Source organism: Thioalkalivibrio sp. ALE14, from assembly GCF_000376845.1.
Classification (GTDB): Bacteria; Pseudomonadota; Gammaproteobacteria; order Ectothiorhodospirales; family Ectothiorhodospiraceae; genus Thioalkalivibrio.
In genome coordinates this window covers 77,121-103,998 of record NZ_AQXY01000027.1, presented here as the reverse complement: position 1 = coordinate 103,998, position 26,878 = coordinate 77,121, and the positions used below count along the sequence as shown (strand labels likewise).

At 66.7% G+C, this 26,878-nt stretch carries 28 protein-coding genes; 14 read left to right on the top strand and 14 right to left on the bottom strand.

Features of this window, described 5'->3' with window-relative positions:
* Window positions 1-247: 247 nt before the first annotated feature.
* The 3 genes from purF (at window position 248) to iscR (ending at window position 3,564) form a co-directional block, all read left to right on the top strand.
* Window positions 248-1,756 carry an amidophosphoribosyltransferase gene (gene purF / locus F572_RS0107290; protein WP_017940337.1) on the top strand — a complete coding sequence of 503 codons (1,509 nt, stop codon included), beginning with the start codon at window positions 248-250 and terminating at the stop codon, window positions 1,754-1,756.
* A 13-nt stretch (window positions 1,757-1,769) separates the two neighbouring features.
* Window positions 1,770-2,345, top strand: a complete 576-nt coding sequence (locus tag F572_RS0107285; RefSeq protein WP_026142856.1) for a L,D-transpeptidase — start codon at window positions 1,770-1,772, stop codon at window positions 2,343-2,345.
* 739 nt (window positions 2,346-3,084) lie between these two features.
* Window positions 3,085-3,564: a Fe-S cluster assembly transcriptional regulator IscR gene (iscR, locus tag F572_RS0107280; protein WP_018145846.1), complete on the top strand. Its 480-nt coding sequence runs from the start codon at window positions 3,085-3,087 to the stop codon at window positions 3,562-3,564.
* 110 nt (window positions 3,565-3,674) lie between these two features.
* On the opposite strand, the gene F572_RS0107275 is transcribed toward iscR, so the two are convergent.
* The 3 genes from F572_RS0107275 to F572_RS0107265 are packed head-to-tail and all read right to left on the bottom strand — an operon-like array spanning window position 3,675 to window position 7,665.
* Entirely contained in the window at window positions 3,675-5,684 is a 2,010-nt protein-coding gene (locus tag F572_RS0107275) for a DUF3488 and transglutaminase-like domain-containing protein (RefSeq protein ID WP_026142994.1), read from the bottom strand.
* 50 nt (window positions 5,685-5,734) lie between these two features.
* Complete coding sequence (locus F572_RS0107270) at window positions 5,735-6,745, bottom strand: DUF58 domain-containing protein (RefSeq protein ID WP_017941746.1); 1,011 nt, start codon at window positions 6,743-6,745, stop codon at window positions 5,735-5,737.
* Window positions 6,727-7,665, bottom strand: coding sequence for a MoxR family ATPase (locus F572_RS0107265; protein ID WP_017941747.1), 939 nt, complete (start codon window positions 7,663-7,665; stop codon window positions 6,727-6,729). The genes F572_RS0107270 and F572_RS0107265 overlap by 19 nt, the downstream gene beginning before the upstream one ends.
* Window positions 7,666-7,787: 122 nt before the next feature.
* On the opposite strand from F572_RS0107265, the gene F572_RS0107260 reads away from it, so the two are divergent.
* Genes F572_RS0107260 through tadA form a run of 6 tightly spaced genes read left to right on the top strand, consistent with a single transcriptional unit; the run spans window position 7,788 to window position 12,427 of the window.
* Entirely contained in the window at window positions 7,788-8,939 is a 1,152-nt protein-coding gene (locus F572_RS0107260) for an ABC transporter permease (RefSeq protein WP_017941748.1), read from the top strand.
* Window positions 8,940-8,942: 3 nt separating this feature from the next.
* Complete coding sequence (locus F572_RS0107255; RefSeq protein WP_018158428.1) at window positions 8,943-9,743, top strand: ABC transporter ATP-binding protein; 801 nt, start codon at window positions 8,943-8,945, stop codon at window positions 9,741-9,743.
* Window positions 9,740-10,753: an MlaD family protein gene (locus tag F572_RS0107250; RefSeq protein WP_017941750.1), complete on the top strand. Its 1,014-nt coding sequence runs from the start codon at window positions 9,740-9,742 to the stop codon at window positions 10,751-10,753. Before F572_RS0107255 ends, F572_RS0107250 begins: the two co-directional genes overlap by 4 nt.
* 3 nt (window positions 10,754-10,756) lie before the next feature.
* On the top strand, window positions 10,757-11,428 hold the full coding sequence (locus F572_RS0107245) for a membrane integrity-associated transporter subunit PqiC (protein ID WP_018158427.1): 672 nt from the start codon (window positions 10,757-10,759) through the stop codon (window positions 11,426-11,428).
* The gene (locus F572_RS0107240) at window positions 11,425-11,934 is read left to right on the top strand and encodes a glutathione peroxidase (RefSeq protein WP_017941752.1); all 510 of its coding nucleotides are present in this window, start codon (window positions 11,425-11,427) and stop codon (window positions 11,932-11,934) included. Before F572_RS0107245 ends, F572_RS0107240 begins: the two co-directional genes overlap by 4 nt.
* Window positions 11,924-12,427: a tRNA adenosine(34) deaminase TadA gene (tadA, locus tag F572_RS0107235; RefSeq protein ID WP_017941753.1), complete on the top strand. Its 504-nt coding sequence runs from the start codon at window positions 11,924-11,926 to the stop codon at window positions 12,425-12,427. Before F572_RS0107240 ends, tadA begins: the two co-directional genes overlap by 11 nt.
* Before the next feature lie 25 nt (window positions 12,428-12,452).
* On the opposite strand, the gene F572_RS0107230 is transcribed toward tadA, so the two are convergent.
* The 3 genes from F572_RS0107230 to F572_RS0107220 all read right to left on the bottom strand — a co-directional run bounded on the left by F572_RS0107230 (window position 12,453) and on the right by F572_RS0107220 (window position 16,544).
* Window positions 12,453-13,757 carry a citrate synthase gene (locus F572_RS0107230; RefSeq protein ID WP_017941754.1) on the bottom strand — a complete coding sequence of 435 codons (1,305 nt, stop codon included), beginning with the start codon at window positions 13,755-13,757 and terminating at the stop codon, window positions 12,453-12,455.
* A 168-nt stretch (window positions 13,758-13,925) separates the two neighbouring features.
* Window positions 13,926-14,897, bottom strand: a complete 972-nt coding sequence (locus F572_RS0107225) for a sensor domain-containing diguanylate cyclase (RefSeq protein WP_017941755.1) — start codon at window positions 14,895-14,897, stop codon at window positions 13,926-13,928.
* Window positions 14,898-15,047: 150 nt separating this feature from the next.
* Entirely contained in the window at window positions 15,048-16,544 is a 1,497-nt protein-coding gene (locus tag F572_RS0107220; protein ID WP_017941756.1) for an FAD-linked oxidase C-terminal domain-containing protein, read from the bottom strand.
* Window positions 16,545-16,625: 81 nt separating this feature from the next.
* Here F572_RS0107220 and crcB point away from each other — a divergent pair, with 81 nt between their 5' ends.
* The 4 genes from crcB to F572_RS0107200 all read left to right on the top strand — a co-directional run bounded on the left by crcB (window position 16,626) and on the right by F572_RS0107200 (window position 19,965).
* Window positions 16,626-17,036, top strand: coding sequence for a fluoride efflux transporter CrcB (gene crcB / locus F572_RS0107215; protein ID WP_026142995.1), 411 nt, complete (start codon window positions 16,626-16,628; stop codon window positions 17,034-17,036).
* A 105-nt stretch (window positions 17,037-17,141) separates the two neighbouring features.
* Complete coding sequence (serS, locus tag F572_RS0107210; RefSeq protein WP_017941758.1) at window positions 17,142-18,428, top strand: serine--tRNA ligase; 1,287 nt, start codon at window positions 17,142-17,144, stop codon at window positions 18,426-18,428.
* A 68-nt stretch (window positions 18,429-18,496) separates the two neighbouring features.
* Window positions 18,497-19,513, top strand: a complete 1,017-nt coding sequence (locus F572_RS0107205; RefSeq protein ID WP_026142996.1) for a thioredoxin fold domain-containing protein — start codon at window positions 18,497-18,499, stop codon at window positions 19,511-19,513.
* Between the two features lie 29 nt (window positions 19,514-19,542).
* Complete coding sequence (locus tag F572_RS0107200) at window positions 19,543-19,965, top strand: hypothetical protein (protein ID WP_017941760.1); 423 nt, start codon at window positions 19,543-19,545, stop codon at window positions 19,963-19,965.
* 27 nt (window positions 19,966-19,992) lie between these two features.
* Here F572_RS0107200 and cyaY read toward each other — a convergent pair whose 3' ends face one another.
* From cyaY to F572_RS0107185, 3 genes are read right to left on the bottom strand one after another with little or no spacing between them, the layout of a single operon-like run.
* Window positions 19,993-20,316 carry an iron donor protein CyaY gene (gene cyaY / locus F572_RS0107195; protein ID WP_017941761.1) on the bottom strand — a complete coding sequence of 108 codons (324 nt, stop codon included), beginning with the start codon at window positions 20,314-20,316 and terminating at the stop codon, window positions 19,993-19,995.
* 53 nt (window positions 20,317-20,369) lie between these two features.
* On the bottom strand, window positions 20,370-20,756 hold the full coding sequence (locus F572_RS0107190) for a DUF423 domain-containing protein (protein ID WP_017941762.1): 387 nt from the start codon (window positions 20,754-20,756) through the stop codon (window positions 20,370-20,372).
* The gene (locus tag F572_RS0107185) at window positions 20,756-21,091 is read right to left on the bottom strand and encodes a hypothetical protein (RefSeq protein WP_017941763.1); all 336 of its coding nucleotides are present in this window, start codon (window positions 21,089-21,091) and stop codon (window positions 20,756-20,758) included. The genes F572_RS0107190 and F572_RS0107185 overlap by 1 nt, the downstream gene beginning before the upstream one ends.
* Before the next feature lie 74 nt (window positions 21,092-21,165).
* Between F572_RS0107185 and F572_RS0107180 the strand changes: the two genes are divergently transcribed.
* A complete protein-coding gene (locus F572_RS0107180) occupies window positions 21,166-21,726 on the top strand; it encodes a hypothetical protein (protein WP_017941764.1) in 561 nt (186 codons plus the stop codon).
* A 6-nt stretch (window positions 21,727-21,732) separates the two neighbouring features.
* On the opposite strand, the gene F572_RS0107175 is transcribed toward F572_RS0107180, so the two are convergent.
* From F572_RS0107175 to F572_RS0107155, 5 genes are all read right to left on the bottom strand, one after another.
* Window positions 21,733-22,494, bottom strand: a complete 762-nt coding sequence (locus tag F572_RS0107175) for a class I SAM-dependent methyltransferase (RefSeq protein WP_017941765.1) — start codon at window positions 22,492-22,494, stop codon at window positions 21,733-21,735.
* Between the two features lie 4 nt (window positions 22,495-22,498).
* Window positions 22,499-22,717 carry a SlyX family protein gene (locus F572_RS0107170; protein ID WP_017941766.1) on the bottom strand — a complete coding sequence of 73 codons (219 nt, stop codon included), beginning with the start codon at window positions 22,715-22,717 and terminating at the stop codon, window positions 22,499-22,501.
* 5 nt (window positions 22,718-22,722) lie between these two features.
* Window positions 22,723-23,694 (bottom strand): D-2-hydroxyacid dehydrogenase, encoded by a 972-nt coding sequence (locus F572_RS0107165; RefSeq protein ID WP_017941767.1) that lies wholly within the window; start codon window positions 23,692-23,694, stop codon window positions 22,723-22,725.
* Window positions 23,695-23,791: 97 nt separating this feature from the next.
* Window positions 23,792-24,481 (bottom strand): Bax inhibitor-1/YccA family protein, encoded by a 690-nt coding sequence (locus F572_RS0107160; RefSeq protein WP_017941768.1) that lies wholly within the window; start codon window positions 24,479-24,481, stop codon window positions 23,792-23,794.
* A 122-nt stretch (window positions 24,482-24,603) separates the two neighbouring features.
* On the bottom strand, window positions 24,604-26,676 hold the full coding sequence (locus F572_RS0107155; protein WP_017941769.1) for a SulP family inorganic anion transporter: 2,073 nt from the start codon (window positions 26,674-26,676) through the stop codon (window positions 24,604-24,606).
* Between the last annotated feature and the right edge of the window lie 202 nt (window positions 26,677-26,878).

Here is a 26,878-nt window from a genome sequence, read left to right as displayed (position 1 = left end):
TGCGCAGCCGGTAGTGGGTCTACCGGCAAGGGCCGGAACGCAGGATCGGGGAACCTGGGGTACCAACCCCGCAAACGATTGAAAGCAGGGGCTCGGCCGCTTTTGCGCGCGCACGGCGTTGCGGTTCCCTTGTGCAGAATGACTGCACGGCAGTCACCGCGCCTTGTTCGCACGCAAAAGCGACTCGAGCGCGGGCGTGTCCATTACTCAGTGTTTCCCTCGCCGTAGACCTGGAGCCTCGAATCCTATGTGTGGAGTTGTCGGAATCGTCGGGCGCAGCCCGGTGAACCAGCCCCTTTATGATGCCCTGCTGGTGCTGCAGCACCGCGGGCAGGATGCCGCGGGTATCGTGACCTGTGACGATGACGGCCGGCTGCATCTGCGCAAGGACAACGGGCTGGTACGCGACGTGTTCAACAACCAGCACATGCAGAGCCTGACCGGCAACATGGGGATTGGTCATGTGCGCTACCCGACGGCGGGCTCGTCCAGCTCGGCCGAGGCGCAGCCGTTCTACGTGAACTCGCCGTTCGGGATCACGCTGGGGCACAACGGCAACCTGACCAATGCTCGCGAGTTGAAGCAGGCGCTGTTCGCCACGGATCGTCGGCACATCAACACCGACTCGGACTCCGAGATCCTGCTGAATGTCTTCGCCCAGGAGCTGCTGCGCTTCCTCGACAACGGGCTGACTCCGGATTCGGTGTTCGACGCGGTGGAACGCGTGCATCAACGGGCGGAAGGTGCCTATGCCGTGGTCGCGATGATTGCCGGTCGCGGCCTGCTGGCGTTTCGCGATCCCCATGGCATCCGCCCTGTCGTCTACGGCTCGCGCGAGGCCGAGGAGGGCGGGCGCGAATGGATGGTCGCCTCCGAGAGCGCCGCGCTGGAGTCCCAGGGGTTTGACCTGGAGCGCGATCTGGCACCGGGCGAGGCGGTGTTCATCACGCCCGAGGGCGAGGTCAGCACGCGCGTGTGCGCGGCCGAGACGCACCTGAATCCCTGCATCTTCGAGCATGTGTACTTCGCCCGCCCCGACTCGGTGATCGACAACGTGTTCGTCCACCGTGCACGCATGCGTATGGGGACCGCGCTGGGCGAGAAGATCCGCCGGATCTGGCCGGACCACGACATCGACGTGATCGTGCCGATCCCGGATACCGGCCGTACGGTCGCGCTGGAAATGGCCCACGAACTGAACATCAAGTACCGCGAGGGGTTCATCAAGAACCGTTATATCGGTCGCACCTTCATCATGCCGGGCCAGACCAAGCGGCGGAAATCCGTGCGCCAGAAGCTGAACGCGATCTCGCTGGAGTTTCGCGGCAAGAACGTGATGCTGGTCGACGACTCCATCGTGCGCGGAACCACATCGCGCGAGATCGTCATGATGGCGCGCGAGGCGGGTGCCAAGAAGGTTTACTTTGCCTCGGCCGCGCCGCCGGTGCGGTTTCCCAACGTGTACGGGATCGACATGCCCGCCGCCGAGGAACTCATTGCCCATGGTCGTGACGAGGATGAGGTGTGCGAGGCGATCGCCGCGGACCGCCTGATCTATCAGGACCTCGATGACCTGCAAAAGGCCGTGCGCCGGGGTAACAGGAACATCCAGACGTTCGACTGCTCGGTCTTCACCGGGGAGTACGTAACCGGGCTGCCGCCGGACTACCTGGAACACCTGGCTGCCCTGCGCGGCGACGGGCTGGTGAACACGCCGGTGGCCGGCGAGGTGCTGGACCTGGCCAACAAGAAGTAGACGCGAGGTGCTCGTGCCCAGTCTCGAATGGATTGAACCGGTGGTCCGGGATGCCCGGGAACGGGCCACGAATGCCGGTGACGTGCCGGTAGTCGTGGTCCGGGTGGATCAGCAGCGGCTCTATGTCTGGGAAGGGGGCCGGGTCACGGACATCTTTGATGTGTCCACCTCGGCCCGCGGAGTGGGCTTCGAGGAAGGCACCTACACCACGCCGCTGGGCCTCCACCGTATCGCCGAGCGCTTCGGTGAGGGTGCGCCGCGCGGAACGATCTTCCGGGCGCGGGGGAACACGGGGCAGATTGCGGAAATCCTGACCGAACCCGGTGCGCGCAGCCCGCGCGACAACATCACCTCGCGCATCCTCTGGCTGGAAGGCCTGGAACCAGGCATCAACCAGGGTGGCAACGTCGATTCGCTGCGCCGATATATCTACATCCACGGCACCGACGAAGAGGGGCGCATTGGCGAGCCGGCCTCGGAGGGCTGCGTGCGCATGCGCAACGACGATGTGATCGAGTTGTTCCCGCGCCTCCCCGTCGGGACGCCGGTCATGATTCTGGACGGCCCGACGGTGCCGGCTTTCGGCTAGGGAGACGCTGATTTAATCGCACGTCCGCGTTGGTACCCCCCCTGTTTTCCGAGACAAGGCGCGTCGTGCAGCGGGTAGTGGTTCTACCCGAAAGCGGCGCAACGCAGGATCGGGGAACAGGGGGCACCAACCCCACAAGCTATTGAGCGCAGGGGCTCGGCCGCCCGTTGTCATCAAAAACGGGCGTGGGAACGGCGTTGCAGTTCCCTTGTGCAGAATGACTGCACGGCAGTCACCGCGCCTTGTTCGCACGCAAAAGCGACTCGAGCGCGGACGCGCGATTAAATCAGCGTCTCCCTGGTTCTCTCCGGCGCGGTGGTGCATTGACCTCGGCCGTCACCGTTTGGCCGGGCGCCTTCGAGGATGATGGCGCTGACTCTGGCCCGGCGTTGCCGCCTGCCGCGTAAGTAGCCGCTTCCGACCTCTCCTGAAGATCCTGGATCTCCCCGGCAGTCTGATCCCCCGGACGGGTCTGTCATAGCCTGTGTTTGCGAGCCGGGATGGTACGGATCGCAGTCGCGTGGAACTCCTGTAACCCCGGGGCCTCTCAATACCTACGTTAGCATTCCGTGATCTTTGTTCAATCGCCTGCTAGAATAAGGGAATTATTCCCGACTATTGCTGTCAGGTAAGACGGGAATTATTCTTGACGTAACTGGTCAGGAATTAAGAATGGATGCAAGCCTGCGAACGGATGTCGAGCAGGACACATACTCAAGGTTATTCGGAGGCACAAATCATGAAACTCTCAACCAAGGGCCGCTATGCAGTGACGGCCATGATGGATCTGGCGATTCACGACCGGATCGGGCCCGTGACGCTTGCCGACATCTCGCAGTGCCAGGGCATTTCGCTGTCCTATCTGGAACAGCTGTTTGCCAAGCTTCGCAAGGCCGACCTGGTGGAAGGCGTGCGGGGTCCGGGTGGTGGTTATCGCCTGGCCAAGCGCGCGGATCAGATCAGCATCGCGAACATCATTACGGCGGTGGACGAGTCGGTCGATGTGACCCGCTGCAAGGGCCACAAGGACTGCCAGGACGGTGATCGCTGCCTGACGCACGAGCTGTGGGACGACCTCAGCCAGCAGCTGTATGATTTCCTCGACGGGATTACCCTGGCGCAGTTCGCCAACCGTCCGGAAGTGCAGAAGGTTGCGCGGCGTCAGGACGAACGCCGCGGTGCCCGGCACCACTTCATCTTCCGCAACGACGCCGCCTGAGGCGTCACGCGGCACGACCCGGCGAACAGGGTCGTGAACAGCAAACGGGGCCGACCGGTTCAACAGGACCGGCCGGCCCCGAGTTGTTTGGGGGTTGGGTGTATTTGGGGTTACGCCCGCGCGGGGCCCGGTTGCGCGGCGGGCGGCTTGCCGCGGGGGACCTGCTGCAGGAGCGTGCGCAGACGGCCAAGCTCATCCGCTCGTTGCTCCGGAGTCAGCGGCGCGAAGCGCTGGCGGTTGTAGACGCCGGCGAAGGCCGTCAGCGGTTCCGCCAGGTCCGGTCGCGCCTGGCCGACGCGCCGGGCCCATGCGTCCACCGGTTCATGTGGCGCCCGGGCCAGGCGGCGATCGTGTCGCGCGATTCGCCGCGACAGTCTTTGCAGCAGGCGATCGGCGGGTGAGCGCCGCTGGCGTGGGCGGCGCAGCCAGATCCAGCTCACGACGATCAGCGCCAGGCTGCCGAACCCGACGCCCAGTGCAATCAGGATCGAGCGCCAGTCCCGCGGATCCAGACCCAGGCGGGCGAAGAGCTCCCGCTGGCGCTCGGGATCGAAGGCCAGCACCCAGCTTTCCCAGCGAAAGCGCACAAAATCTCCCCAGTCCTCCAGTCCAAAACGGGCCCGTTGCAACCAGGAGAGCCCCTCGCCGCGACGGAGAAATCCGGGGATGGGCTCGCCCGTGTCGCTGGCCAGACCGGGCAGGCCCTGTTCGATGCGCTCGGGGGCAATGGCGGCCGTCGGATCCACCCGGATCCAGCCCTCGCCATCCAGCCAGACCTCGTTCCAGGCGTGCGCGTCGGCGTTGCGCAGGCGCAGGTATTCGCCCCGGGTCTGCCAGGCGCCGCCCTGGTAGCCGGTAACCACGCGGGTCGGGATTCCGGCCGCCCGCATCAGTACGGCGAACGCGGAGGCGTAGTGCTCGCAGTAGCCGGCCTGGGTCTCGAACAGGAACTGGTCCGTGGTGTCGTCCTCGAGGCGCGGGGGTTGAAGCGTATAGCGATAGGGTTCGGCGCCAAAGCGGCGCAGGGCCTCCTGAATGATGGCGCGATCGTCATCGCCGTGGGTGGCACGCCAGAGGGCGACCTCGGCCCGGGCACGGGGCGCGGATGAAGGCGGCAGGTGCAGGGCACGGCCGCGTTCCTGCGGATCCAGTGCGGCCTCGCCGGCCCCGGGCGGGGTGACGAGGTCCGCCTCGGCGCTGTACTGAATCCGGCTGGTGATGCGGCGATCGCGCAGGACCTGGTGGTTTGCGCGCAGTTCGGCATCCGCCGGCAGGGTGCTGGGGTAGTCCAGCACCGGAAGATAACGCGCCCGTGTGGGCTCCAGCGTCGCGGTGTAGCGTATCCGTCGGCCGTCGTTGCCCGTCGTGGGCGGCTGAATCACCCTGCGATCCGCGTCCGCGGACCAGCGGCGCCCGTCGAAGTCCGTCATCACCAGGGCACGCCAGTACTGCGCCCGCAAGGCCGGTACCTCGTCGTCGAATTCGACCCGAAGGGCGGTGGATTCATCCTGCAGCAGATTGGCAATGTCGCCGGGGTTGAGCTCGCCGGACAAGCCGGTGCGGGCGCTTTGCTCGCGTTGCGGATCCCCCCACAGCGGACCCTCGATACGCGGGAAGACGAAGAACAGGATCAGCATGAAGGGCAGGGCATGCAGCAGCATCGCTCCGGCCTGGCGCGCCAGCTGAGGTCGGGGAATGAAGCGCCCGGCGTGGACCTGGATCAGCGCGGCGGTCAGCAGGGCAGTGGCCACCAGGGAATAGGCGGCGATCAGGATGGACTGGTCAAAGAAGTAGGTGGTGACGACGACGAAATAACCCAGGAACAGCGCGATCACGATATCCCGGCGGTTTCGGGTCTCCAGGAGCTTGAAGGCGATCATCACCAGCAGCAGGGCCGTCCCGGCCTCCTGGCCGAAGACGGTGCCGAACTGGGCAAAGGTCAGTCCACCGGCGATCACGGCCAGCACGCTCATCACGGCGAGCGAGGGCGCGGCGCGCCCGGTGGCCAGCAGCCACGCCCGGGTCGCGATGGCGAGTACCACCAGCGCGGTGATCCAGGGCGGCTGGTGCCAGACGTGTGGCAGGGCGGCGACCGGCAGGGCGATCAGGGCCAGGTCCAGTCCGCGCAGATCCGTCTGTTGCGTCGTTTGCGTCGTTGGGGCGGCGGTACTCACGAGACGAGCTCGATCACGTCGGTGCGAAACCGCGCGAGGGCCTGCAGGCAATGGTCGCGGTGCGCCGGGCCCTGGGCGGGGTCCAGGGTCTGGTCGGGCAGGCGCAGGCCGAAGGCGCGGCCCTCGGCATGGGCCGCGAGGACCTGGTGGCAGAGCATGGACAGGCGGGTCTCGGTATCGGAGGCGGGCATGGCTTCCCATTCCAGCCACAGGCGATCGCCCTGACCGCTGCTGGCTTCGCGAACATGCAGCTTGCCGCTGCGAGCGAAGGCCTTCCAGACGATCCGCCCTGGTGGGTCGCCCGGTCGGTAGGGGCGGATCTGATCCGGGGCTTCGCCTTCGCGCCGGTCACGCGAGGGTGCGTCCTCTTCGCCCGACCCGCCCGTGGTCTGCCCCGGGTCCACTGGGGCCGGATAGACCACGATCTCCGGGTTCAGGGTCAGCCAGCTCCAGGCCTCGAGAATGCCCAGCGGGTAGCGGGTGTCGAGGCGCTGACGGGGCAGGCGGTAGACCCCGCGTGCCAGGCCGGCCAGTTCCAGCCGGGCGGTCTGGGTGCCGCGGTCCGGGACAGCAAAGGGTGCGGTTGCGCGATGCCCGATGCGCAGGGTCAGGGCCTCGCGGGCGCGCCCGGCGGTCTCGGTCAGACGCACGGGTAGCACGATGGGCTGGCCGGCGAAGACCGGCGGGACCGGCAGTGTGGAGACCTGCAGGCCCAGCAGATTGCGGTGGGTGTACCACATGGCGTTGTGACCGATGCCCACCAGCAGGAAGGTCAGCAGGAACGCCATGTTGTTGGAGTAGTTGATCGACCCCAGGAGCATCACCAGGATGATGCCGAGCAGGGTGTAGCCGGCGCGCGTGGGGAGGATGTAGATGCGGTCGCGACCCATTCGCGCCTGTTCGCCATCGTCGCTATGGCGCCGGGTGATCCAGCGGATCGCATCGTCGCGCAGGCGGGCGCTGCGGCTGCGGGATGGGCCAGCCTGGGTCACGGAGTCGGGACGCATTCCATCAGGCGCGCAACCGTGCGTTCGGGGGCCTCCGGTTCGCGTGCCCGCAGGCGGTGGCCGGCGACCGATGGCAGTACGCGGGCGATGTCGTCCGGGGTGGTGTAGTCGCGGCCATCCAGGAAGGCGTGGGCCCGTGCGGCGCGCAGTAGCCCGAGCCCGGCGCGCGGCGACAGCCCGTGGGCGAAACGGGCACGATCGCGGCTGGCGCTCAGCAGGCCCTGCAGGTAGTCCAGGACCGCGGCGTCCGCATGGACCTCGGCCACCCGTTCCTGCCACTCGCGCAGCTGGTGTGGCGCGGCCAGGCTGGGGGGAGTGGGGTGGCTCTCCGTCACGGGCGCGGCGGCCGGGGCCGGCCCGCTGCGCTCGAGCAGGGCCCGCTCGGCACCGGCATCCGGGTAGCCGAGCTGGATGCGCATCAGGAAACGATCAAGCTGGGATTCCGGCAGCGGGTGCGTGCCGACCTGCTCCTCGGGATTCTGGGTGGCAATCACGAAAAAGGGCACCGGCAGCACGCGGGTGGCCCCCTCCACGCTGGCCTGGCGTTCTTCCATGGCCTCCAGCAGCGCGCTTTGGGTCTTCGGCGGCGCGCGGTTGATCTCGTCCGCCAGCAGGACCTGGGTGAAGATCGGGCCCGGATGAAAGCGGAACTGGCCGGTGCCCTGCTCGAAGATGGAGACGCCCAGTACGTCGCCGGGCAGCAGGTCGCTGGTGAACTGAACCCGCTGATAGTCGAGGTTCATCGCTCGGGCGAGGGCGTGGGCCAGGGTCGTCTTGCCGACGCCGGGCTGGTCCTCGATCAGCAGATGCCCGTTGGCCAGCAGACAGGCCAGCGCCAGTCGGACGGGCCCCGGCTTGCCGAGGAGCACTTCGTTGAGCGTGCGTTCAATGCTTTGCAGGGCGTCCTGGGCCGATGGCATACGAGCCTCGTGGTTGGTTGTGACGGACGGGCAGGGGCTGCCTTGAAGAGTTCCTGGTCCACGAATGGTTCCCGGGGCCGGGTTGCGGCTACCATGGCCGCACGTTCTCCGCGAGTCACGCGATGGATTCCACGGCCGCCGGTGCGGAACACCCGTTCGAATATGATGCCACAGCCGAGCCCGGGCCCCGCCTGTGCCTGACGGGCCGGCTGGACGTGCAGGCGGTGGAGCGGCACTGGGGCCCATTGCGTCGTCGTGCGCGCGAGCTGGCCCGTCAGGCGCAGGCGGGTTCTGTCGACGTGGACCTGGAAGGGGTCGTGTACTGCGACGGCGCGGGGGCGGCCCTGCTGCATGCGCTGGAACAGGACCTGGCGAGCGGCGGTGCCGAGGTCCGGTTCGAGGGCATGGGGCGGATGGTGCGGGAACAGCTGGCGCCCTACCGCGAACTGGATGCGGTCGAGCCGGCGCGCGGTGCACGGGGCGGGGGCTGGTGGCCCGCCCTGCTGGATGGTGTCGACCGGGTAGGGCAAGCCGCCCATTCCCAATTCAGTTTCGTGGGCGCCCTGACCCGGGCGATCGGCAGTTCGCTGCGCCACCCGCGTCAGGTGCGCTGGGGCGATACGCTGCGTGTGGCGGAGGCTGCGGGCTTCCAGGCATTGCCGATCGTCTCGCTGATTGCCTTTCTTCTGGGTGTGATCCTGGCCTTCCAGTCGGCGATTGCCATGCGCCAGTTCGGCGGCGAGATCTTTGTCGCCAACCTGGTGGCGGTGTCGCTGTTCCGGGAATTGGGGCCGCTGATGATGGCGATTCTGCTGGCGGGGCGCTCGGGCGCGGCCTTCGCGGCCGAGATCGGGACGATGAAGGTGAACGAGGAGGTCAACGCCCTGAAGACCATGGGGCTGGACCCGATGCACTTCCTCGTCCTGCCGAAGGTGCTGGCCGGTTTGCTGGTTGCGCCATTACTGGCGCTGTACGCCAACATGATCGGGCTGGTCGGCGGCGCGATGGTGATGCAGGGCTTCGGTATCCCCTGGGTGGCCTACTTCAGCCAGGTGACGTCCGCGCTAAGCATGTCCGATCTGTTTTCCGGGCTGGCCAAGGCCGTGGTGTTCGGGCTGGTGGTGGCCGGGGTGGGTTGCCTGCGCGGGCTGCAGACCGGCAGCGGGGCCGCCGCGGTGGGGCTGTCGACCACCAGCGCGGTGGTGACGTCCATTATCCTGATCGTGGTGCTGGACGGCGTGTTTGCTGTGCTGTTCTACCATCTGGGGGTCTGACCCATGACCGACTCGGGTATGTCGAGGGCGGATGATGATGGCGACGCGGTGATCCGGGTGCGGGGCCTGACCATGGGCTTCGATGATTTCGTCCTGATGCGTGATCTGAACTTCGACGTGCGCCGGGGCGAGATCTTCGTGATCCTCGGCGGGTCCGGCAGTGGCAAGAGTACCCTGCTCAAGCACATGATCGGGCTCTACCAGCCACTGGCCGGTCACATCTGGGTGGCGGGCGCGGATATCGCCGAGGCCGACGATGCGCGGCGCGAGGCGATCCTGAGGCGGGTCGGGGTGATGTACCAGATGGGCGCGTTGTTCGGTTCCATGACCCTGCTGGAGAACGTGCGCCTGCCGCTGGAGGTGCATACGGACCTGCCGCGCGAGGCGATGGACGCGATCGCGCGGGCCCGCCTGCAGCTGGTGGGGCTGGGCGCCTTTGCCGACTTCATGCCGTCGGAGATCAGCGGCGGCATGCAGAAGCGCGCGGCGATTGCGCGGGCTATGGTGCTGGATCCGGAGGTCCTGTTTCTGGACGAACCCTCGGCCGGGCTTGACCCGATCACCTCGGCCGACCTGGATCGGCTGATCCAGCGTCTGGCCCGAACCCTGGACATGACCATCGTGATCGTCAGTCACGAACTGGCCAGCATTTTTGCGATTGCCGACCGGGTGATTATGCTCGACAAGGAGAGTCAGGGGATTGCGGCCGAGGGCGACCCGGCCACCCTGCGTGACACATCGAATCACCCGTGGGTGCAGCGCTTCCTGCGGCGGACGGATTCCGACGAGGAGAGGCCCGCATGAGTGCCCGACATCATTTCCGGCTGGGTTTGTTCATCCTCGGGGGGATCGCCGCGCTGGTGGCGGCCTTGCTGATCCTGACCGCCGGCAATCTGCTGCGCCCGTCGATCCAGATCGAGACCTACATGGACTCCTCGGTCCAGGGCCTGGAGATCGGGGCACCGGTCAAGTTCCGGGGGGTCACGATCGGCGAGGTGACCAACCTGACATTCACCTCCGTGGTCTACGAGGCGGATGTGGTCCCGCGCGATCGCAAGCGCTACGTGATGGTGCGGGCTCGGCTGTATCCGGACCGCTTCGCCGCCAGCGCGCAGGAGGGCGAGTTCCGGGTCGATGTCTTCCAGACGCTGATTGACGCCGGGTTGCGGGTCCGCATGGCGGCCCAGGGCATCACCGGCATGAACTACCTCGAGGCCGACTTTGCGGACCCGGAGGTGCACCCGCCGCTGGCGCATGACTGGGAGCCGGAGGCGATCTACATCCCGTCGTCGCCGAGTACCGCGATGCAGTTCCTGGAGTATGCGGAGCGTTTCATGCGACGCATCGACGAGCTGGATATCGAGGGTGTGGTGGACAACCTGACGAACCTGCTGGTCACCGTGGAGACGACCATCGGCGAACTCGATGCCGGTCGTCTGGCCGATCAGGCGGACGAGATGATCGAGGAGCTGAAGACCACGACGCGTACGGCGAACCGGGTGATGGAGTCGGTGGAACGTCTGGTCGAACACCCGGATACCCAGGCACTGCCCAGCGAGACCCGTGCTGCTCTGCGCGAGTTGCGCGAGACGGCCGAGGCAGCCGATGTCGGGCGTCTGGTTGACCGGATGGATTCGATGGTCGAGCGCCTGAATCGCGGGATGGACGTGAGCGAGGGCAAGTTGCTGGAGACCCTCGACGAATTGCAGGCCGCGATCAGTGGATTGCGCAGTCTGTCGGACGATGTCCGCCGCAACCCGGGGGGGGCGCTGTTCGGTGCACCGCCACCGCGCAGTTCAATGGACGAGGAGTAGACGATGACCCGATGGACCTTACCCGCGGTGCTGCTGTCGGCCTGGTTGCTGGGCGGATGCACGCTGATTCCCGAACGCGAGGCCGTGGATCGGTCGTGGTTCCTGCTGGAACTGCCCGCCGAACCGGCCCCGCTGCAGGCCAAGGCGGACGAACCCCTGGCGGTCGAACTGGGCTCGGTCAGAGTGGCGCCCGCCTACTCCGGCAAGGGTCTGGTCTACCGCCTGGGCGACCATCGCTACGAATCCGACTACTACAACGAATGGTTTCTGACGCCGGCCGAGCAGATCGAGCAGCTCCTGCGCGAGCGCTGGACCCGGGAGGGCGCGGCCATCGAACTGGTGGATAACGCGGATGCGGTCTGGGCCGAGGGGCGGCCGGCGGTGCAGCTTCACCTGCTGGTGACGGCCCTCTACGGGGATCTGGACGGTGCGAATCCGGACACGCGGGCGCAGGCGGATGCCGATGTTCCCGTTCGGGGGTTGGGACGCGTCGGACTGCGCACCCAGTTGCGCACGGCGGAGCGTTCGCGTCTGGCTCACATGGAGGCGCAGCACACCATCGACCGGCGTTCGGCCGCGCGCCTGGTCGCCGCGCTGTCGCAGGCGACCGCCGACGTGCTGGCGGAGCTGGAACACGAGCTGCTGCGCACGGCGCAAGAGGAGACCCGCGAATGACCGATGTCTTCGAGTTTTCAGCCCCTTTGCCCAGTGGCGGCGAACAGCCGTTGTCGGACTGGCTGGGTGACGTCCTGCTCATCGTGAATGTCGCGAGCGAATGCGGATTTACGCCCCAGTACGAGGGCCTGCAGGCCCTGCACGAGCGCTACGGCGACCGGGGATTCCGCGTGCTGGGTTTTCCCTGCAACCAGTTCGGCGGGCAGGAACCGGGGGATGCGGACCAGATTCGGGCCTGCGGCGTGAAGTTCGGGGCCTCGTTCCCGGTGTTCGCGAAGGTCGAGGTGAATGGCGATGCTGCGCATCCGCTTTACCGGCACCTGAAGGTGCAGGCGCCGGGTGCCCTGGGCACGCAGGGGATCAAGTGGAACTTCACCAAGTTCCTGGTCGGCCGCGACGGCCGGGTGATTGACCGCTTCGCCCCGCAGAAAAAGCCGGGCGACCTGGCCGTTGCCATAGAGGCGGCCCTGGCCGAGCCCGATCCGCGTAGCGACCGTGGACAGTAGCGAGGCGCTCGCCGGGGTCGACGGGCCCCGCCCGGAGCAGCCGGGGGCCGACGAATTCTGGATGGGGCGGGCCCTGGAGGAGGCCGAGCGAGCGGCGGAAGCGGGCGAGGTTCCGGTTGGCGCGCTTATTGTCGCGGCGGATGGGTCCTGCCTCGCGGCGTGCCACAACGCCCCCATCGAGGCGCATGATCCAACCGCCCACGCCGAGGTCCGCGCGCTGCGCGCGGCGGGGCAGCGCCTGCAGAACTACCGCCTGCCGGGCACGACGCTGTACGTCACCCTGGAGCCTTGCAGCATGTGCGCCGGGGCCATGATCCACGCCCGGGTGGCCCGCCTGGTCTTCGGCGCGAGCGATCCGCGGACCGGGGCGGCCGGGAGCGCTGTGAACCTTATTGACCACCCGGCACACAATCACCGCATCGAGGTGACGGGTGGGGTCCTCGCGGACGCGGCCGGGGATCAGTTACGCCGGTTTTTCCGCGCCCGGCGGTAACGAACAGTCCCGATTCAGCGTCTCCCTAGCGTTCCTCGATGGCGACGTACTCGCGAGCGGGGTAGCCGGTGTAGAGCTGGCGCGGGCGTCCGATGCGGGATTCCGGATCCTGCATCATCTCGTTCCAGTGCGAGATCCAGCCCACCGTGCGGGCCAGGGCAAAGATCACCGTGAACATGTTCAGCGGGATGCCCATCGCGCGCAGGATGATGCCAGAGTAGAAGTCGACGTTGGGGTAGAGCTTGCGCTCGATGAAGTAGTCGTCCTCCATCGCGATGCGTTCCAGCTCCATGGCCACGTCGAACAGGGGCTGGTTGTCGGCGCCCATGTCGCCCATTTCCGCCAGCAGTTCGTGGCACATCTTGCGGATGATCTTCGCGCGCGGGTCGTAGTTCTTGTACACCCGGTGGCCGAAGCCCATCAGGCGGAAGGAGTCGTTCTTGTCCTTGGCGCGCGCGACGAAGTCCTCGACGCTCTTGTCGGAGTTCACGATCTCCTCGAGCATGCGGATGACCTTCTCGTTGGCGCCGCCGTGCAGCGGCCCCCACAGCGAGGCGATGCCGGCGGAGATCGCGGCGAATGGGTTGGCCTCGGAGGAGCCGGACAGGCGCACGGTGGAGGTCGAGGCGTTTTGTTCGTGGTCGGCGTGCAGGATCAGGATCAGGTCCAGCGCGCGCACGAAGACCGGGTTCGGCTGGTAGGGCTCGCTGGGGACGCCGAACATCATGGACAGGAAGTTCGCGGTGTAGGACAGGTTGTTGTCCGGGTACATGAACGGCTGGCCATGGGCGTACTTGTACGACCAGGCGGCGATGGTCGGCATCTTGGAAATGAGCCGGTGCGCGGCGATACGCCGGTGCTCCGGGTTATGCACGTCCACGTTGTCGTGATAGAAGGCCGACAGCGCGCCCACCACGCCGACCATGATCGCCATCGGGTGCGCGTCGTGGCGGAAGCCGTCGAAGAAGCGGCGTACCGCCTCGTGCAGCATCGAGTGCTCCTTGATGATGCGCGAGAAGTCGTGAAGGTCGTCGGAGGAGGGCAGCTCGCCGTTCAGCAGCAGGTAGCAGACCTCGAGATAGGTGCTCTCCGACGCGAGTTGCTCGATCGGGTAGCCGCGATAGAGCAGCGTGCCTTCGTCCCCGTCGATGAAGGTGACGTCCGAGCGACAGCTGGCCGTGGACATGAACCCCGGGTCGTAGGTGAAGTAGCCGAGTTCCTTGTACAGGGTGCGGACATCCAGGCAGTTGGGGCCGTGCGAGCCCTCCTGGATCGGCAGCTCGATGCTCTTGCCGGTGGTGTTGTCGGTCAGCGTGACGGTTTTGCTCATGAAACGGCCTCGTGGGAAAGGGGTCGTCCGGATGCGGATATCGCAATGGTAAACCAAAGGCGGCCCTCCGGCAGCGGGAATCGGGCCGAACCGGGAAGTCGTCGGGTTCCTTCGCGACGAGCCTTCAAAGGAAGGGCGGTATGCTGGATTCGCGTGAGATTGGCGTGTTCAGGAGGTGGGCGAATCGCGGCGCTGGCGCTTGTCGGCATACATGGCCGCATCGGCGTTGGTCTGCGCCTGCTCCAGGGAGCCGCTGACGGTGCGGCAGGCGAAGCCGATGGAGGCGGCCACCCCGGCGGTCTCCAGGGCCGTGCGCAGCCGGCTGGCGATTTCCGGCAGGTTGTCGGCCGGCGTTTCCGGCAGCAGGACAGCGAATTCGTCGCCCCCCAGGCGGGCGACGGTGTCGATCTCGCGGGTTGCGTCCCGCAGGGCGGCCCCGGCGGCCGCAATCAACCGGTCGCCGGCGTCATGCCCCTCCTGATCGTTGATCGCCTTCAGGTGGTCCAGGTCCAGGGCGATGATGCCCGCCGGGAGGCTGTGATCGAGGCAGCGTTGCTCCTCGGCGTGGAGGGCGATCTGCCAGCCACGCCGGTTGCGGGCACCGGTCAGGGCGTCGTTGTAGGCCTCGAGTTTCAGGGCTTCGCGCTCGCGTTCGAGTTCGTCGATCTGGCGGCGCTGACGGAGGAGGGCCTCGATCACCTGCACCGCGGATTCGATCGCCTCGGTATGGGATTCGATGTCCGCGACTACGGGCTCGGGGTGCATCGCACAGAGTACGCCATACATGCCGTACTCGCGTTCGTGGACCGGGAACCCGATGTAGCTGCCGATGGCGGGCGGATCCGTCTGGGCGGCGAGTGCTTCCCGGTAGGCGGGGATTTGCTGTACGTCCGGGGCGATGCGCGGCCCGCGTTCCGCGAGCATGCGGATACAGAAGGAATTGCCCCAGTCAAAGGCGGTGCCCGCCTCGATGCCGTAGCCATGGTCATCGGCGCGCACCACGATCTGCTCGTTGTCCTCGATGCGGGTGAGCATCCAGACGTCCAGCGGCGCGATCCGGTGCAGCAGCTTCAGGGTGTGATCGACGCCCAGGTTGAACGGGGAGGGGTTGGTATCGGTTGTGTCGAAGGTTCGGGCCATGGGACGTTCGGTCGAGAAGCGGCGGGTGCAGGCGCCCGCTTGAGTGGGCTGGGTGGCGTCGACGGCGCCGGAGAACTCGTCTGCCAGCGCGGTCGCAAGGGTGGCTCCGGGCGGGCGGGACGCGCGTTCGGTTCGGTCGGGTCCGCCATGCTACAGGCGAGGCAGATCGGGGTGGGGCAACTGCCCGCCGTGCACGTGCTGGCGCCCGAATTCGGCGCACCGGCTCAGGGTGGGAACGGCCTTGCCGGGATTCAGCAGGCCCAGCGGGTCGAAGGCCCGGCGCAGGTTATGAAACTGTTCGAGTTCCGGCGCGGCGAACTGCACGCACATGCCGTCCAGCTTCTCCACGCCGACGCCGTGCTCCCCGGTAACGGTGCCACCGACTTCCACGCACAGCTCGAGGATCTGCTGGCCGAAGGCCTCGGCGGTCTCCAGCTGTCCGGGCTGGTTGGCGTCGTACAGGATCAGCGGGTGCAGGTTGCCGTCGCCGGCGTGGAAGACGTTGCAGACCCCCAGGCCGTGCTCGCGGGACAGGGCATTGATGCGTTCCAGCACGGTCCCGAGCTGGTGGCGGGGGATGGTGCCGTCCATGCAGTAGTAGTCCGGCGAGATGCGGCCGGCGGCGGGGAAGGCCGCCTTGCGGCCGGCCCAGAAGCGTGCGCGTTCGGCATCATCGCGGGCGGTGCGTACCTCGGTCGCCCCCAGATCCAGCAGCTTCTGGCGCACCACCATGATGTCCTCGGAGACCTCGGCATTGGTCCCGTCGAGTTCGCACAACAGGATGGCGGCCGCGTCGACCGGATAGCCGGCGTGGACGAAGTCCTCGGCGGCACGGATGGCCGCGTTGTCCATCATCTCGAGCCCGGCGGGGATCAGGCCGGCGGCGATGATTCCGGCCACCGCGCGGCCGGCGGATTCAACGTCGTCAAAGCTGGCCAGCAGGACCTGGGTCCGCTCGGGGCGCGGCAGCAGCCGCACGGTGACCTCGGTCACGATGCCCAGCATGCCCTCCGAACCGATCATGAAGGCGAGTAGATCCAGGCCCGCGGTATCCAGCGTCTTGCCACCGAGCCGGATGGTCTCGCCGTCCAGGGTGACGAGCTCCAGCCCGATCACGTTGTGCACCGTGAGGCCGTATTTCAGGCAATGCACGCCGCCGGCATTCTCGGCCACGTTGCCCCCGATGGAGCAGGCGATCTGTGACGAAGGGTCGGGTGCGTAGTACAGCCCCTGGGGAGCGGCGGCCTCGGAGATGGCGAGGTTGCGCACGCCGGGCTGGACCACCGCGCAGCGGTTGTCCGGGTCGATCTCGAGGATGCGATTGAAGCGGGCCATGGACAGTAGCAGGCCCGTCTCGCTGGGCAGGGCACCGCCGGACAGCCCGGTGCCTGCGCCGCGCGGGATGATTGGCACGCCGTGTTCGCGGCAGATGCGCAGGCAGGTCAGGAGTTCGTCCCGGGTCCGTGGGAGTGCCACGGCACCCGGGACCTGCCGGTAGGCAGATAGCCCGTCGCACTCGTAGGCCCGGCGTTCCGCCGCCTCGATGACCAGGGCATTGGGCGGCAGCTCGGCTGTCAGGGCCTCGATGACCGCGGCGAGTGCCTGCGTGGCGGTCTCGGTTGGGGCGATGGAAGCGTTCGCGCTCATGGGTTCGATGGTAGGGGTCTGCTGGGTACACGCGACGTGATCGCATAAACTGTAGGCCCTTTTTGCGAGCGGGGCCGGATGATGGGCATTGGAATGGGTTCCTACCTGGCCGTGGCGGTTGGCGGGGCGCTGGGCTCCGCGCTCCGGCTGGGCATGCAGGAGTGGATGGTGGCGCAGTTTGGTCGCGCCTTCCCGTGGGGGACCCTCGGCATCAACATCCTTGGCTCGTTCCTGATCGGCGTACTCGCCGTGCTCCTGGTGGAACGGATGGAACTGCATCCCGCGTGGCGGCTGTTGCTGGTGGTCGGGGTTCTGGGGGGCTTCACGACGTTCTCTACCTTCTCGCTGGAGGTGGTCCACATGATGGATACCGGCGCCTGGGGGCGTGCCCTGGGCTACATGTTCGCCAGCCTGCTGACCTGCGTCCTGGCCGCGGCGGCCGGGCTGTACGGGGCACGCTGGGTGTTCGGCGTCGGGCCCCTGGCTTCGTGAGATGTGGCGAACGAGGTCGCGCTGGCGCCCGCCCATCGTGGACGTCATGCAGCGGCAACCGTAGACTTCCCGGTCGTTTCAGCAACCCCTGATTGGAAACCCGTCATGCTTGATATCCGCAGCCTGCGCCAGGATCTGGATGCGACCGCCACCGCACTCGCGCGTCGTGGCTACACCCTGGACCGCGAACGTTTCGAGTCGCTCGAGGCCCGGCGAAAGGCGTTGCAGGTGCGTACCCAGGAGCTGCAGGCGGAACGCAACACCCGCTCCAAGAGCATCGGGCAGGCCAAGGCCCGGGGCGAGGACATCGAACCGTTGAAGGCGGAGGTCGGCCGGCTGGGCGACGAACTCAAGCAGTGCGAAACCGATCTGCATGAGGTTCAGGAGGAACTGGACACGCTACTGATGTGGATGCCCAACCTCCCGCAGGCGGATGTGCCGGATGGCCTCGACGAGACGACCAACGTGGAAGTCCGGCGCGAGGGAGCGATCCCACAGTTCGGCTTTGCGCCCCGCGATCATGTGGACCTCGGCCTGCCGGGCGGCTGGCTGGATTTCGAGGCGGCGGTGCGGGTGGCCGGTTCGCGTTTCGTGGTCATGCGCGGGCAGATGGCGCGTCTGCACCGGGCCCTGACCCAGTTCATGCTGGATCTGCACACCGGGTCGCATGGCTATCAGGAGACCTACGTGCCCTACCTGGCGAATCCTGAGTCTCTGGAGGGCACCGGCCAGTTGCCGAAATTCGACGAGGATCTGTTCTCGGTGGACTGTGATCAGCGCTACCGGCTGATCCCCACGGCCGAGGTCACGCTGACCAACCTGGTGCGAGAGCAGATCCTGGAGGCCGACGAGCTGCCGTTGCGGATGGTGGCCCATACCCCGTGTTTCCGCTCCGAGGCGGGCAGCTACGGTCGTGACGTGCGCGGCCTGATCCGGCAGCACCAGTTCGAGAAGGTGGAGCTGGTGCAGATCGTGCGGCCGGAAGAGTCGGATGCGGCGCTCGAGAGCCTGCTGGGGCACGCCGAGGCCGTCCTGCAGGCACTGGAACTGCCCTATCGCGTCATGCTCCTGAGCGCTGGTGACATGGGCTTCGCCGCGGCGCGCACCTACGACCTCGAGGTCTGGTTGCCGGCGCAGGAAGCCTACCGTGAGATCTCGTCGTGCTCGAATTTCGGGGCCTTCCAGGCCCGTCGGATGCAGGCGCGCTACCGCCCGAAGGCGGGTGAGCGTCCGGAACTGGTGCATACCATCAATGGTTCCGGCGTTGCGGTGGGCCGGGCCCTGGTGGCCCTGCTGGAGAACCACCAGCAGGCGGACGGCTCGATCCGCATCCCGGAGCGGCTGCGTCCGTATCTCGGGGGAACCTCGGTGCTGGAGCCGCCGTCCGAGTAGCAGGCCCTTTCGATTTGGCGCGCCAAGTGAACGATACCCGTTATCCCAACCGCTTTCGCTGGGCCGCCATGGCATGGCTCGCCTGTCTCGCCCTGGTGCTGTTGCCGACCCCGGCGTGGTCGGATTCGTTCGAGGAGGATTTGCGCTTCGATGACACACCACGGCACATCGGGCTGCATACACCGGACTGGTTCGAACTGAGTTTCCTGGACCTGCGCGAGGACCTGGAAGACGCGGTGGCCGAGGGCAAGATGGGACTGGCCGTCTACTTCGGCATGGATGACTGTCCCTACTGCGAGGCGCTGTTCGACAAGAATTTCGCGCAGGACGATATCCGCGACTATCTGGCGTCGCATTTCAATGTCGTCGCCATCGATGCGCTGGGGACGCGCGAGGTCACCGATCTGGACGGCGAGACCTGGATGGAGCGGCGCTACGCGGCCGAACAGCGGCTCAACTTCACGCCCTCGATCGCCTTTTACGACGAGGATGGCGAGCGGATTCACCAGATGCGCGGCTACTACCCTCCGTACCGTTTCCGGGCGTTGCTGGAGTACGTGATCGACCGTCACGACCGCGATATGAGCTTCCGCACCTATCTGGAACGCGCAAACCCGCCGCCGAAATTCGATCTGGACGACATCAACGAACGCGACTTCTTTGTCAATCCACCATATGCGCTGGACCGCAGCCGGATCCCGGCCGATCGTCCGCTGGTGGTGTTCTTCGAGCGCGAGGCCTGTCACGCCTGCGATATCCTGCATTCCGAGCCCCTGCAGCAGGACGAGGTGCTGGAACGCATCGCGCTGATTGACGCCGTGCAGCTGGATGCCGACGATGCCGATACCCCGGTACTGACGCCCGCTGGTGAACGCACGAATCCGAAGGAATGGGCGGCGCGACTGGATGTACACTGGGCGCCGACCCTGATCTTCTTCGATGAGCAGGGCGAGGAGATCATCCGCATCGACTCCGTCGTGCACCTGAACCGACTGCGCAACGTGATGGACTACGTGCTGACTCGGGGCTACGAGGACTACCCGACCTTCGAGCGCTGGCGTGCCCAGCAACCGCCGCGTCCCTGAGCCCGCACACGACCCAAGGAACTGTTCCCTTGCATTTCGAACGTGACTTCGTAATCCGCAACCGCGAGGTGCTGGAAGGCATCGTCGCCCGATCCCATCGCGTCGCGCTGGGGATCTTCGTACTGACCTTCGGGGGTTACGGAGCAGCCGTGTGGCTGTGGTTCCAGGACAACATGTGGGGCGCGCTGGTGGTGGCGACCGTCAGCTACCTGGTGTTTCGCCAGTTCCGCATGCTGGCGCTGGGCGTCGCGCGCATGCCATTGCGCGGGGATCCGCAGGCGGTGGAGGCGTTAAGGGCGATCGACGTGGCACTGGAGCAGGACAAACCCCACCCCGTGCTGGCGGAAGTCGAGGCGCATCTGCGCGCCCTTGAAGACGAGCCGCCGACCGCGGACGAGCGCGCGGCGGCGGGCCAGGACGAACCGAAAAAAGGGTCGGGAAAAGCGGATTAGGGAAACACTGATCCAGCGGGTGCGGGCTCAGAGCTCGACCGGAACGCCCAGTTTCTGTTCGATCACGCGCACCAGGGTCGCGTGCAGGTCTTCGCCATTGCGGTCATCGATCCAGGCGCCTTCGTCCTCGGAGTAACCGAAGTGCGCCGGCCCCTCGGGCGAGGACAGCCAGATCTGCTGGGCGGCCTCCTGGCGGTTCAGGATCACTTGCGCGCCGTCGTCGAATTCGATCGTCATCACCCCGTCGATCAGGTCGATGTCCAGGTCGTCCAGTGCGCTCTGGTCGCTCAGGCGGGTCTGGATGTCGTCGAGGGTTTTCTCGGCGAATACGGCGAAGGAGGTCTGGCTCATGGGGCGCTCGATCCGGTCGTGAAGGTTGGGGTCTGGCAGGGCGCGATTATAGGTCAGCCGCGCCAGGCGGCAATGGCCAACCCCGCCCAGCCGAGGATAAAGGCCGTCCCGCCCAGCGGGGCGATGGCCCCGAGGATGCGGGGAGCGCCGAGTGCGAGGGCATACAGGCTGCCCGAGAACAGCAGGATGCCGATGACGAACGCGACGGCACTGGCCGCGGCCCAGCCGTTGGCCAGGTGCGCCCACAGCGCGGCCACCAGCAACAGGGCCAGGGCGTGGACAAAGTGATACTGGACCCCCGTGTGCCAGGTTGCCAGCGCGTGCTCCGAGAGGCGTTCCTGGAGGGCGTGGGCCCCGAAGGCACCGAGGACGACCGCGATTCCGCCCAGCAGGGCGGCGATGACGATCAGGGGACGAATCAGGGGTTCGCCACCGATCATCAGGCGTCGTCGCCCATCTCGCTGTCGATGTCCTGCCCGGGGACCCAGCCGTGTTCGCGGGCGCGTTCGATCGCTTCCTGGTGGATGCGTTCGTGGCGTTCGCGCAGTTCCGGCGGCAGGTTGCCGATGCGCAGGTCGTATTTGTCCCATTCGGCGTTGACCTGGTCGTGCAGCATCTGGATGCGCGAGACATCCCAGCCATCACAGGTTTCGGTCTCCGGGAGGATGCCGAATACCCAGGCATCGCGGATGAAATTGCCGATGGGGGTCATGCCGGCGTACATGTCGTTGTACAGGCCGACATAGGTGCGGTTGGAACGGTTGGGTCCTCTCATGCCGCCTAGTGTAGGGGTGAGTTGGGCTCAGGCAAAGCGTTTTCGCCGGTTGGCGAGGGAAACGGAGATCACGGGTGCAAGTCGGGAACGATTCACTGGCGCGGGTGCGGATTCGCGCGCTCATAAAGCTGATGGTGCTGGGAGCCGCCTTGCTGCTGGTGGGGGTGATGCTGCGGTACGCGTTTTCCGGATCAGTGGATACCCGCGGCGAGACGCTTCGGGTGGATCTTGCGGAAATCGCCCCGGGCGAGGCGGGGCGGTTCATCCATGGGAACCGGCATGTGCTGGTGGTTCATCGTGATGCCGCCTGGCAGGCCGCCCTGGCGGACGATGACGAGCTGGTGGATCCGGCCGCGCGCCGGGGCCAGCAACCGGACGGGCTGGAGTTGCCGCTGCGCAGTTTCCGGCCGGAATGGCTGGTGGTCATCGGCGAGAGTACGGATCTGGGTTGCGAACTGGATCTGGTACACCCGGATGATGCCGAAGGCTGGAGCGGCGGATTGGTCGACCGCTGCCGCGGCGGGCGTTACGACGGGGCTGGACGGGTCTATGCCGGGCAGTCCGCCCGGCGCAATCTGCCGATCCCGGATTACCGTCTGGTGGGTGAGGACCGGTTGATCGTCGGCGATCCCTGACGTGCGCTAGCCCGCCTTTCGGTCCGTTCCGGTCGCGGGGTAGAGGTCGAAGCGAACGCTCTTGCCCTTCACGCTCGCCTGGGGCGTGTCCGGGCCGAGTGCCGGGGCATGCAGCGGGCGTTTCACGATGACGCGACGCTCCACGTGACCACGCAAGCGGGCCAGGGTCTGTTCGGCATCCGGGTCGGCCGCGTCGGGCATCAGCGCCTGGATCAGCTGCATGTCCTTTTTCACCGCCGCGCGCTTGGTGCGTTCGGGGAACATCGGATCGAATACGGCCGCCATCGCGGGCGGGGTGACATCCGCCGGGGTGGCCGGTCCCTCGAGGAGGGCGATACGGCGGATGATGGCCGCGAGTTCCGGGCTGTGGGCCGCGCGCGCCAGCGCGTCGTCCAGCAGGTGGTAGACCACCGGATGGCGTTCCCAGGCGGTCACGCGAAAGCCGTGTGCGGCCAGCAGCAGGGAATCTCGGCCGAGGCCGGCGGAGGCATCCAGTACGTGTCCGTCGCGCGGCAGCTTGCCGAATGCCCGGATCAGTCCTTCGCGCTGATGGCCGGCATGGGCAAGGCGATAGCCCTGGCGGCCGGCAGCAAAGTCGAGGTGCAGCCGCAGTGGCGGCTGGAGGTCGGCACGAATCAGCTGGAGGCCGTGGTCTCCAGCCTCCAGCACCAGTTCGGCCTCGCCTTCGTGGTGATAGCCGGCCAGTGCCTCGCGCAATCGCTCGGCTTCCGTCTCGTGACCGGGTGCGGCACGTACCTCGAGCGGCATGGGTTCAGTAGTGCGGCGGAGGGGGCTCCGCGCCCTCGGGGGCGTCGCCGCGCTCCTCGAGATCGCGCAGACGATCGCGCAGCCACTGCACCTGCTGGCGCAGCTCGGTATTGGCCTGCTGCAGTTCCAGTTGCACGCGGGCCTGTTCCTCCTGGGTGTATTCCTGATGGGCCAGGCGGATCTCCAGATCCTCGATTCGCTGTTGCAGGGCTTCGGTGTCCATGCGCGTCATTCCACCACGTTGCGCGGCGAACCGCTTGCGAAGCCGCGGATATTGGCCGTGACCTCGTCAATCACGCGTTGCCGGGCGCTACGGGCGGCCCAGGCCGTGTGGGGTGTGAGGACGAGGTTCGGGAGGTCGTCGGCCAGCAGGGGGTGATCCGGCGGCGGGGGCTCCGGCTCCAGGACGTCGATACCAGCGCCGCCGAGATGGCCGCTGCGCAGATGGCGGGCCAGCGCCTCGGGCTCGACCAGCCCACCGCGGGCGGTGTTCAGCAGCAGGCTGCCCGGGCGCATGCGCTGGAGTGCGGCGTCGTCGATCAGGTGCCGGGTCGCGGATGTGAGGGGGCAGTGCAGGCTGATGACCTCGCACTGGCCGAGCAGACGTTCCAGCGGTACCCGATCGTCGTTCGCCTCGCGAGCGGGAGCCTGGCTCTCGGCGACCAGGACCTCCATGCCGAAGGCCTCGGCGACCCGGGCGGTGGCCCGGCCGAGCACGCCCCAGCCGATAATCCCGAGACGCATCCCGGCCACGGTGCCGATGGGATGGTCGAGGAGGCAGAACTGGTCAGAAGCACTCCAGCGACCGGCGCGGATGTCGGCGCGGTAGGCATCCAGGCGGGTGACCAGTGTCAGGAGCAGGGCAAAGACATGCTGCACCACGGAGTCGGTGGCGTAGTCGCGCGCGTTGCTGACGACGATGCCGTGGCGCCGGGCGGCGGCCACGTCGATGTTGTTGAAGCCGGTCGCGGCGGCGCAGATCAGTCGCAGGCGGGGCGCGGCGGCCAGCAGATCGGCATCCAGCTCGACCTTGTTCGTGATCACGACCTCGGCGTCCGCGATCCGTTCGGCGCGCTGGTCGCGACGCGTGCGGTCGTGGAAGGTCCAGTCGGGCAGGCTGGCGCGGAGTTCGGTGAGGTCAAGGTCGTCCCGGTCGACTGTGTTCAGGTCGAGAAAGACGCCGCGCTGGAGCTGGGTCATGGCCGAATTCCCCGGGTGTCTGTGCAAACGATGCCCAACGAAAAGGGCCCCGCGCGGCGGGGCCCTTGAACGTGTTCTTGCGGGTTGCGCCGGACCCTTAGTTGTCACCCATGAAGGCGTGGAACAGGTTCAGCAGGTGCAGGAACATCACGTAGAGGTTGGCGTACAGCGAGACGGTCATCACGATGTAGTTGGCCTCGGGGTCGTGAATCATCCGGCTGGTGTCAAACAGGATGGCCGCCGACAGCAGGAGCACGACCGCGGCGGAGATCGCGAGCGACAGCGCCGGGATCGCCAGGAACAGGTTGGCGACGATGGCCAGCAGGGCCACGATCAGGCCGACGACCAGGAAGCCGCCCAGGAAGCTGAAGTCCTTCTTGGTGGCGAGGGCGTAGCCGGAAAGCGTGACGAACGCGATGGCCGTGGCGGCAAAGGCGTTACCGACGATCTGCGGCCCGTTGGGCAGGCCCAGATACATGCTGAGGATGGGGCCGAGGAAGAAGCCCAGGACGCCGGTGAAGGCGAAGGTCAGCACGATGCCCAGCGCCGAGTTGCGGGCGGCGTGGATGGCGAACGGGCCGCCGATCAGCACGCCCAGCATGATGATCCAGTGCACCGGCGGCGCATTGACCGCCATGGCGATGAACGCGGTAACCGCGCTGAATGCCAGGGTGAGCGACAGCAGCATGTAGGTCTGCCGGATCACCTTGTTGGTGGAGATGGTCTCGCTGATGGAGCCAGTGCTGGACGGATTACGACTCGAGCGGACGATCTGGTCTCGGGACACGGGTCAACTCCTCAATAGGTTCAAAGCATCCACAGTGTAGCGACAAGCGCGCCCGGTTGCAGTGTTTCCATGGCCGTTCAGGGAGATCCTTCCGGCCATGGAGCCGCGCGTGGCAGCGCCCCTCACTTGATGGGTTCGCCGACCTTTTCCGAGATCGTCTTCACGGCGTGGTCGGTGGACTTGAAGATGTTGTCCTTGCCGATGATGTCGTCGAGTCCGGTGCGCTGCATGACCTCCATGATCTGGGCCTTCACCCCTGCGAAAACCAGGGTGATGCCGCGTGCCTTGAGGCGATGGACCAGCTGATGGATGACTTCTTCCCCGGAGGCGTCGATTTCGTTGATGCCCTTGCCGACGACGATCAGATATTTCGCCTGCGGATGCCGTGCCACAAGGTCCAGGACCGCGTCTTCGAAATACGGCACGTTGGCGAAGTAGAGCGAGCCGTCGAAGCGCATCATGCCGACCTTCTCGTTGGTCTCCAGGCCGTAGCGCTGGGCCTCGCGCAGGGTGCCGTCCTCGTAGCGGGCCAGTTCCGACACACGCGGCTGCATGGTGCGGTACAGGTAGAGCACGATGGCCAGGCCGGCACCGGTCAGGATCCCGTAATCCAGGTTGGGCGCCATGGCGAGGGTGGCCACGAAGGTTACAACAGCGGCGACGCCGTCATGCTTGTTGGCCACCCAGGCATGCTTGATCGCCTTGAAGTTCACCAGCCCGGCCACCGCCATCATGATGATGGCCGCAAGGACCGCCTGGGGCAGGTGGTAGATCAGCGGCGTCAGGAAGAGGAGGGCCAGACCGATGATCACGGCGGTGAATACCGAGGACAGCCCGGTCTTGGCCCCTGAGTTCAGGTTGACCGCCGATCGCGAAAACGACCCACTGACCGGATAGCCTTGGGTGAAGCCCCCGGCGAGGTTCGCCAGCCCCTGGCCCATCAGTTCCTTGCTGGGATCCAGCCGCTGCCCGGTCCGGGCGGCCATGGCCTTGGCGATGGCGATGGCTTCGGTGAACCCGACCAGGGCAATGACGAAGGCCGTGGTCAGGAGTGTGGTGAACGTGCCGAAGGTGATTTCCGGGATCGAGAAGGCGGGGAGCCCCTGGGGGACGTTGCCGACTACCGCGCCGCCACCATTCAGGTGCACCGTATCGGCGCCGACTCGTTCGATCCGCCAGGCCGCCCGGTCGGCGCGCTCGCGCTCGGCGTCGGTCAGATGGTCGTCGGCGATAAAGCGGGCCGGCTCACCATCCGCACCGGGCACACGGCGCAGCGAGATGTCGCGGATTTCGTCGCGCATGCCGGCCAGTTCGGGGCGGAGTTCGTCGCGTTGCAGGCGCAACTGGTCGGCTTCGTGGCGCAAGCGAACGGCCTCGGCACCCTCCTGGCTCTGTAGCTGGGCTTCCAGCTTGCGGATCTGATCGTCGAGTTCGGCCAGTCGCGCGCCCTCGCGTTCGATGTTCTGCGCAAGGGTCAGCACCTCGGCCGGGGCAATCTGCTCGATAGAGGTTTCGGCCTTCTGTTCGTAGCCGATCGCCCAGCTCACAAGGATCGCCACGACCACGGCGACGAGAACGCCGGGAATCTTCGGGGTAAAACGTTTCATCAGCACCATCAGGACGATGGCACCCACACCGAAAGCGAGCGTTGGCCAGTGAATGCTGCCCAGCTCGAGGATGACGCCCCACAGCCCCAGCATGAAGTGACCGCTGGTGTCGATCGGGACGCCGAGGATCTTGTTCAACTGCGAGAGTGCAATGATGATCGCCGCCGCGTTGGTGAAACCGACGATGACCGGGTGGGAAATGAAGCTGACCAGTGCCCCCAGCTTGAACAGGCCCAGCATCAACTGAACCAGGCCCACAATGAACGCCAGGGCGATCGCCAGCATCACGAACTCGGAAGAGCCCTCGGCGGCGAGAGGTATCAGTGCCGAGGCGGTCAACAGCGAGACCACCGCCACCGGACCCGTCGCGAGTTGATTCGAAGAGCCCCAGAGTGCCGCCACCATCACGGGCAGCAAGGAGGCATACAGCCCGTAGACCGGTGGCAGCCCGGCCAGCTGCGCATAGGCCATCGACTGGGGAATCAGGACCAGGGCGACCGAGATGCCGGCGATGAGATCCGCGTTGAGGGTTTGCTTGGTCGGGCGCCAGCTAAGAAAGGGAAACACTCGCAGCAGGATCGAATTCATCAGGTCGCTCGCTTGGCCAGTTCGTGAGACTCGACGACGGCCGCACCGGTTTTTCAGCGCCGGAGGTCGTCCGGGCCGGGGCGTGCCAGGGCCGTCGTCACAGTACTGGCAGCCGGGGCTGGGCCCGGGGGAGAGCGCGGGCGCAGTCGGGAAAGTGCGGCCGATTATAGAGGGTCAGTATATTTTCTTCTATCTAACCTGT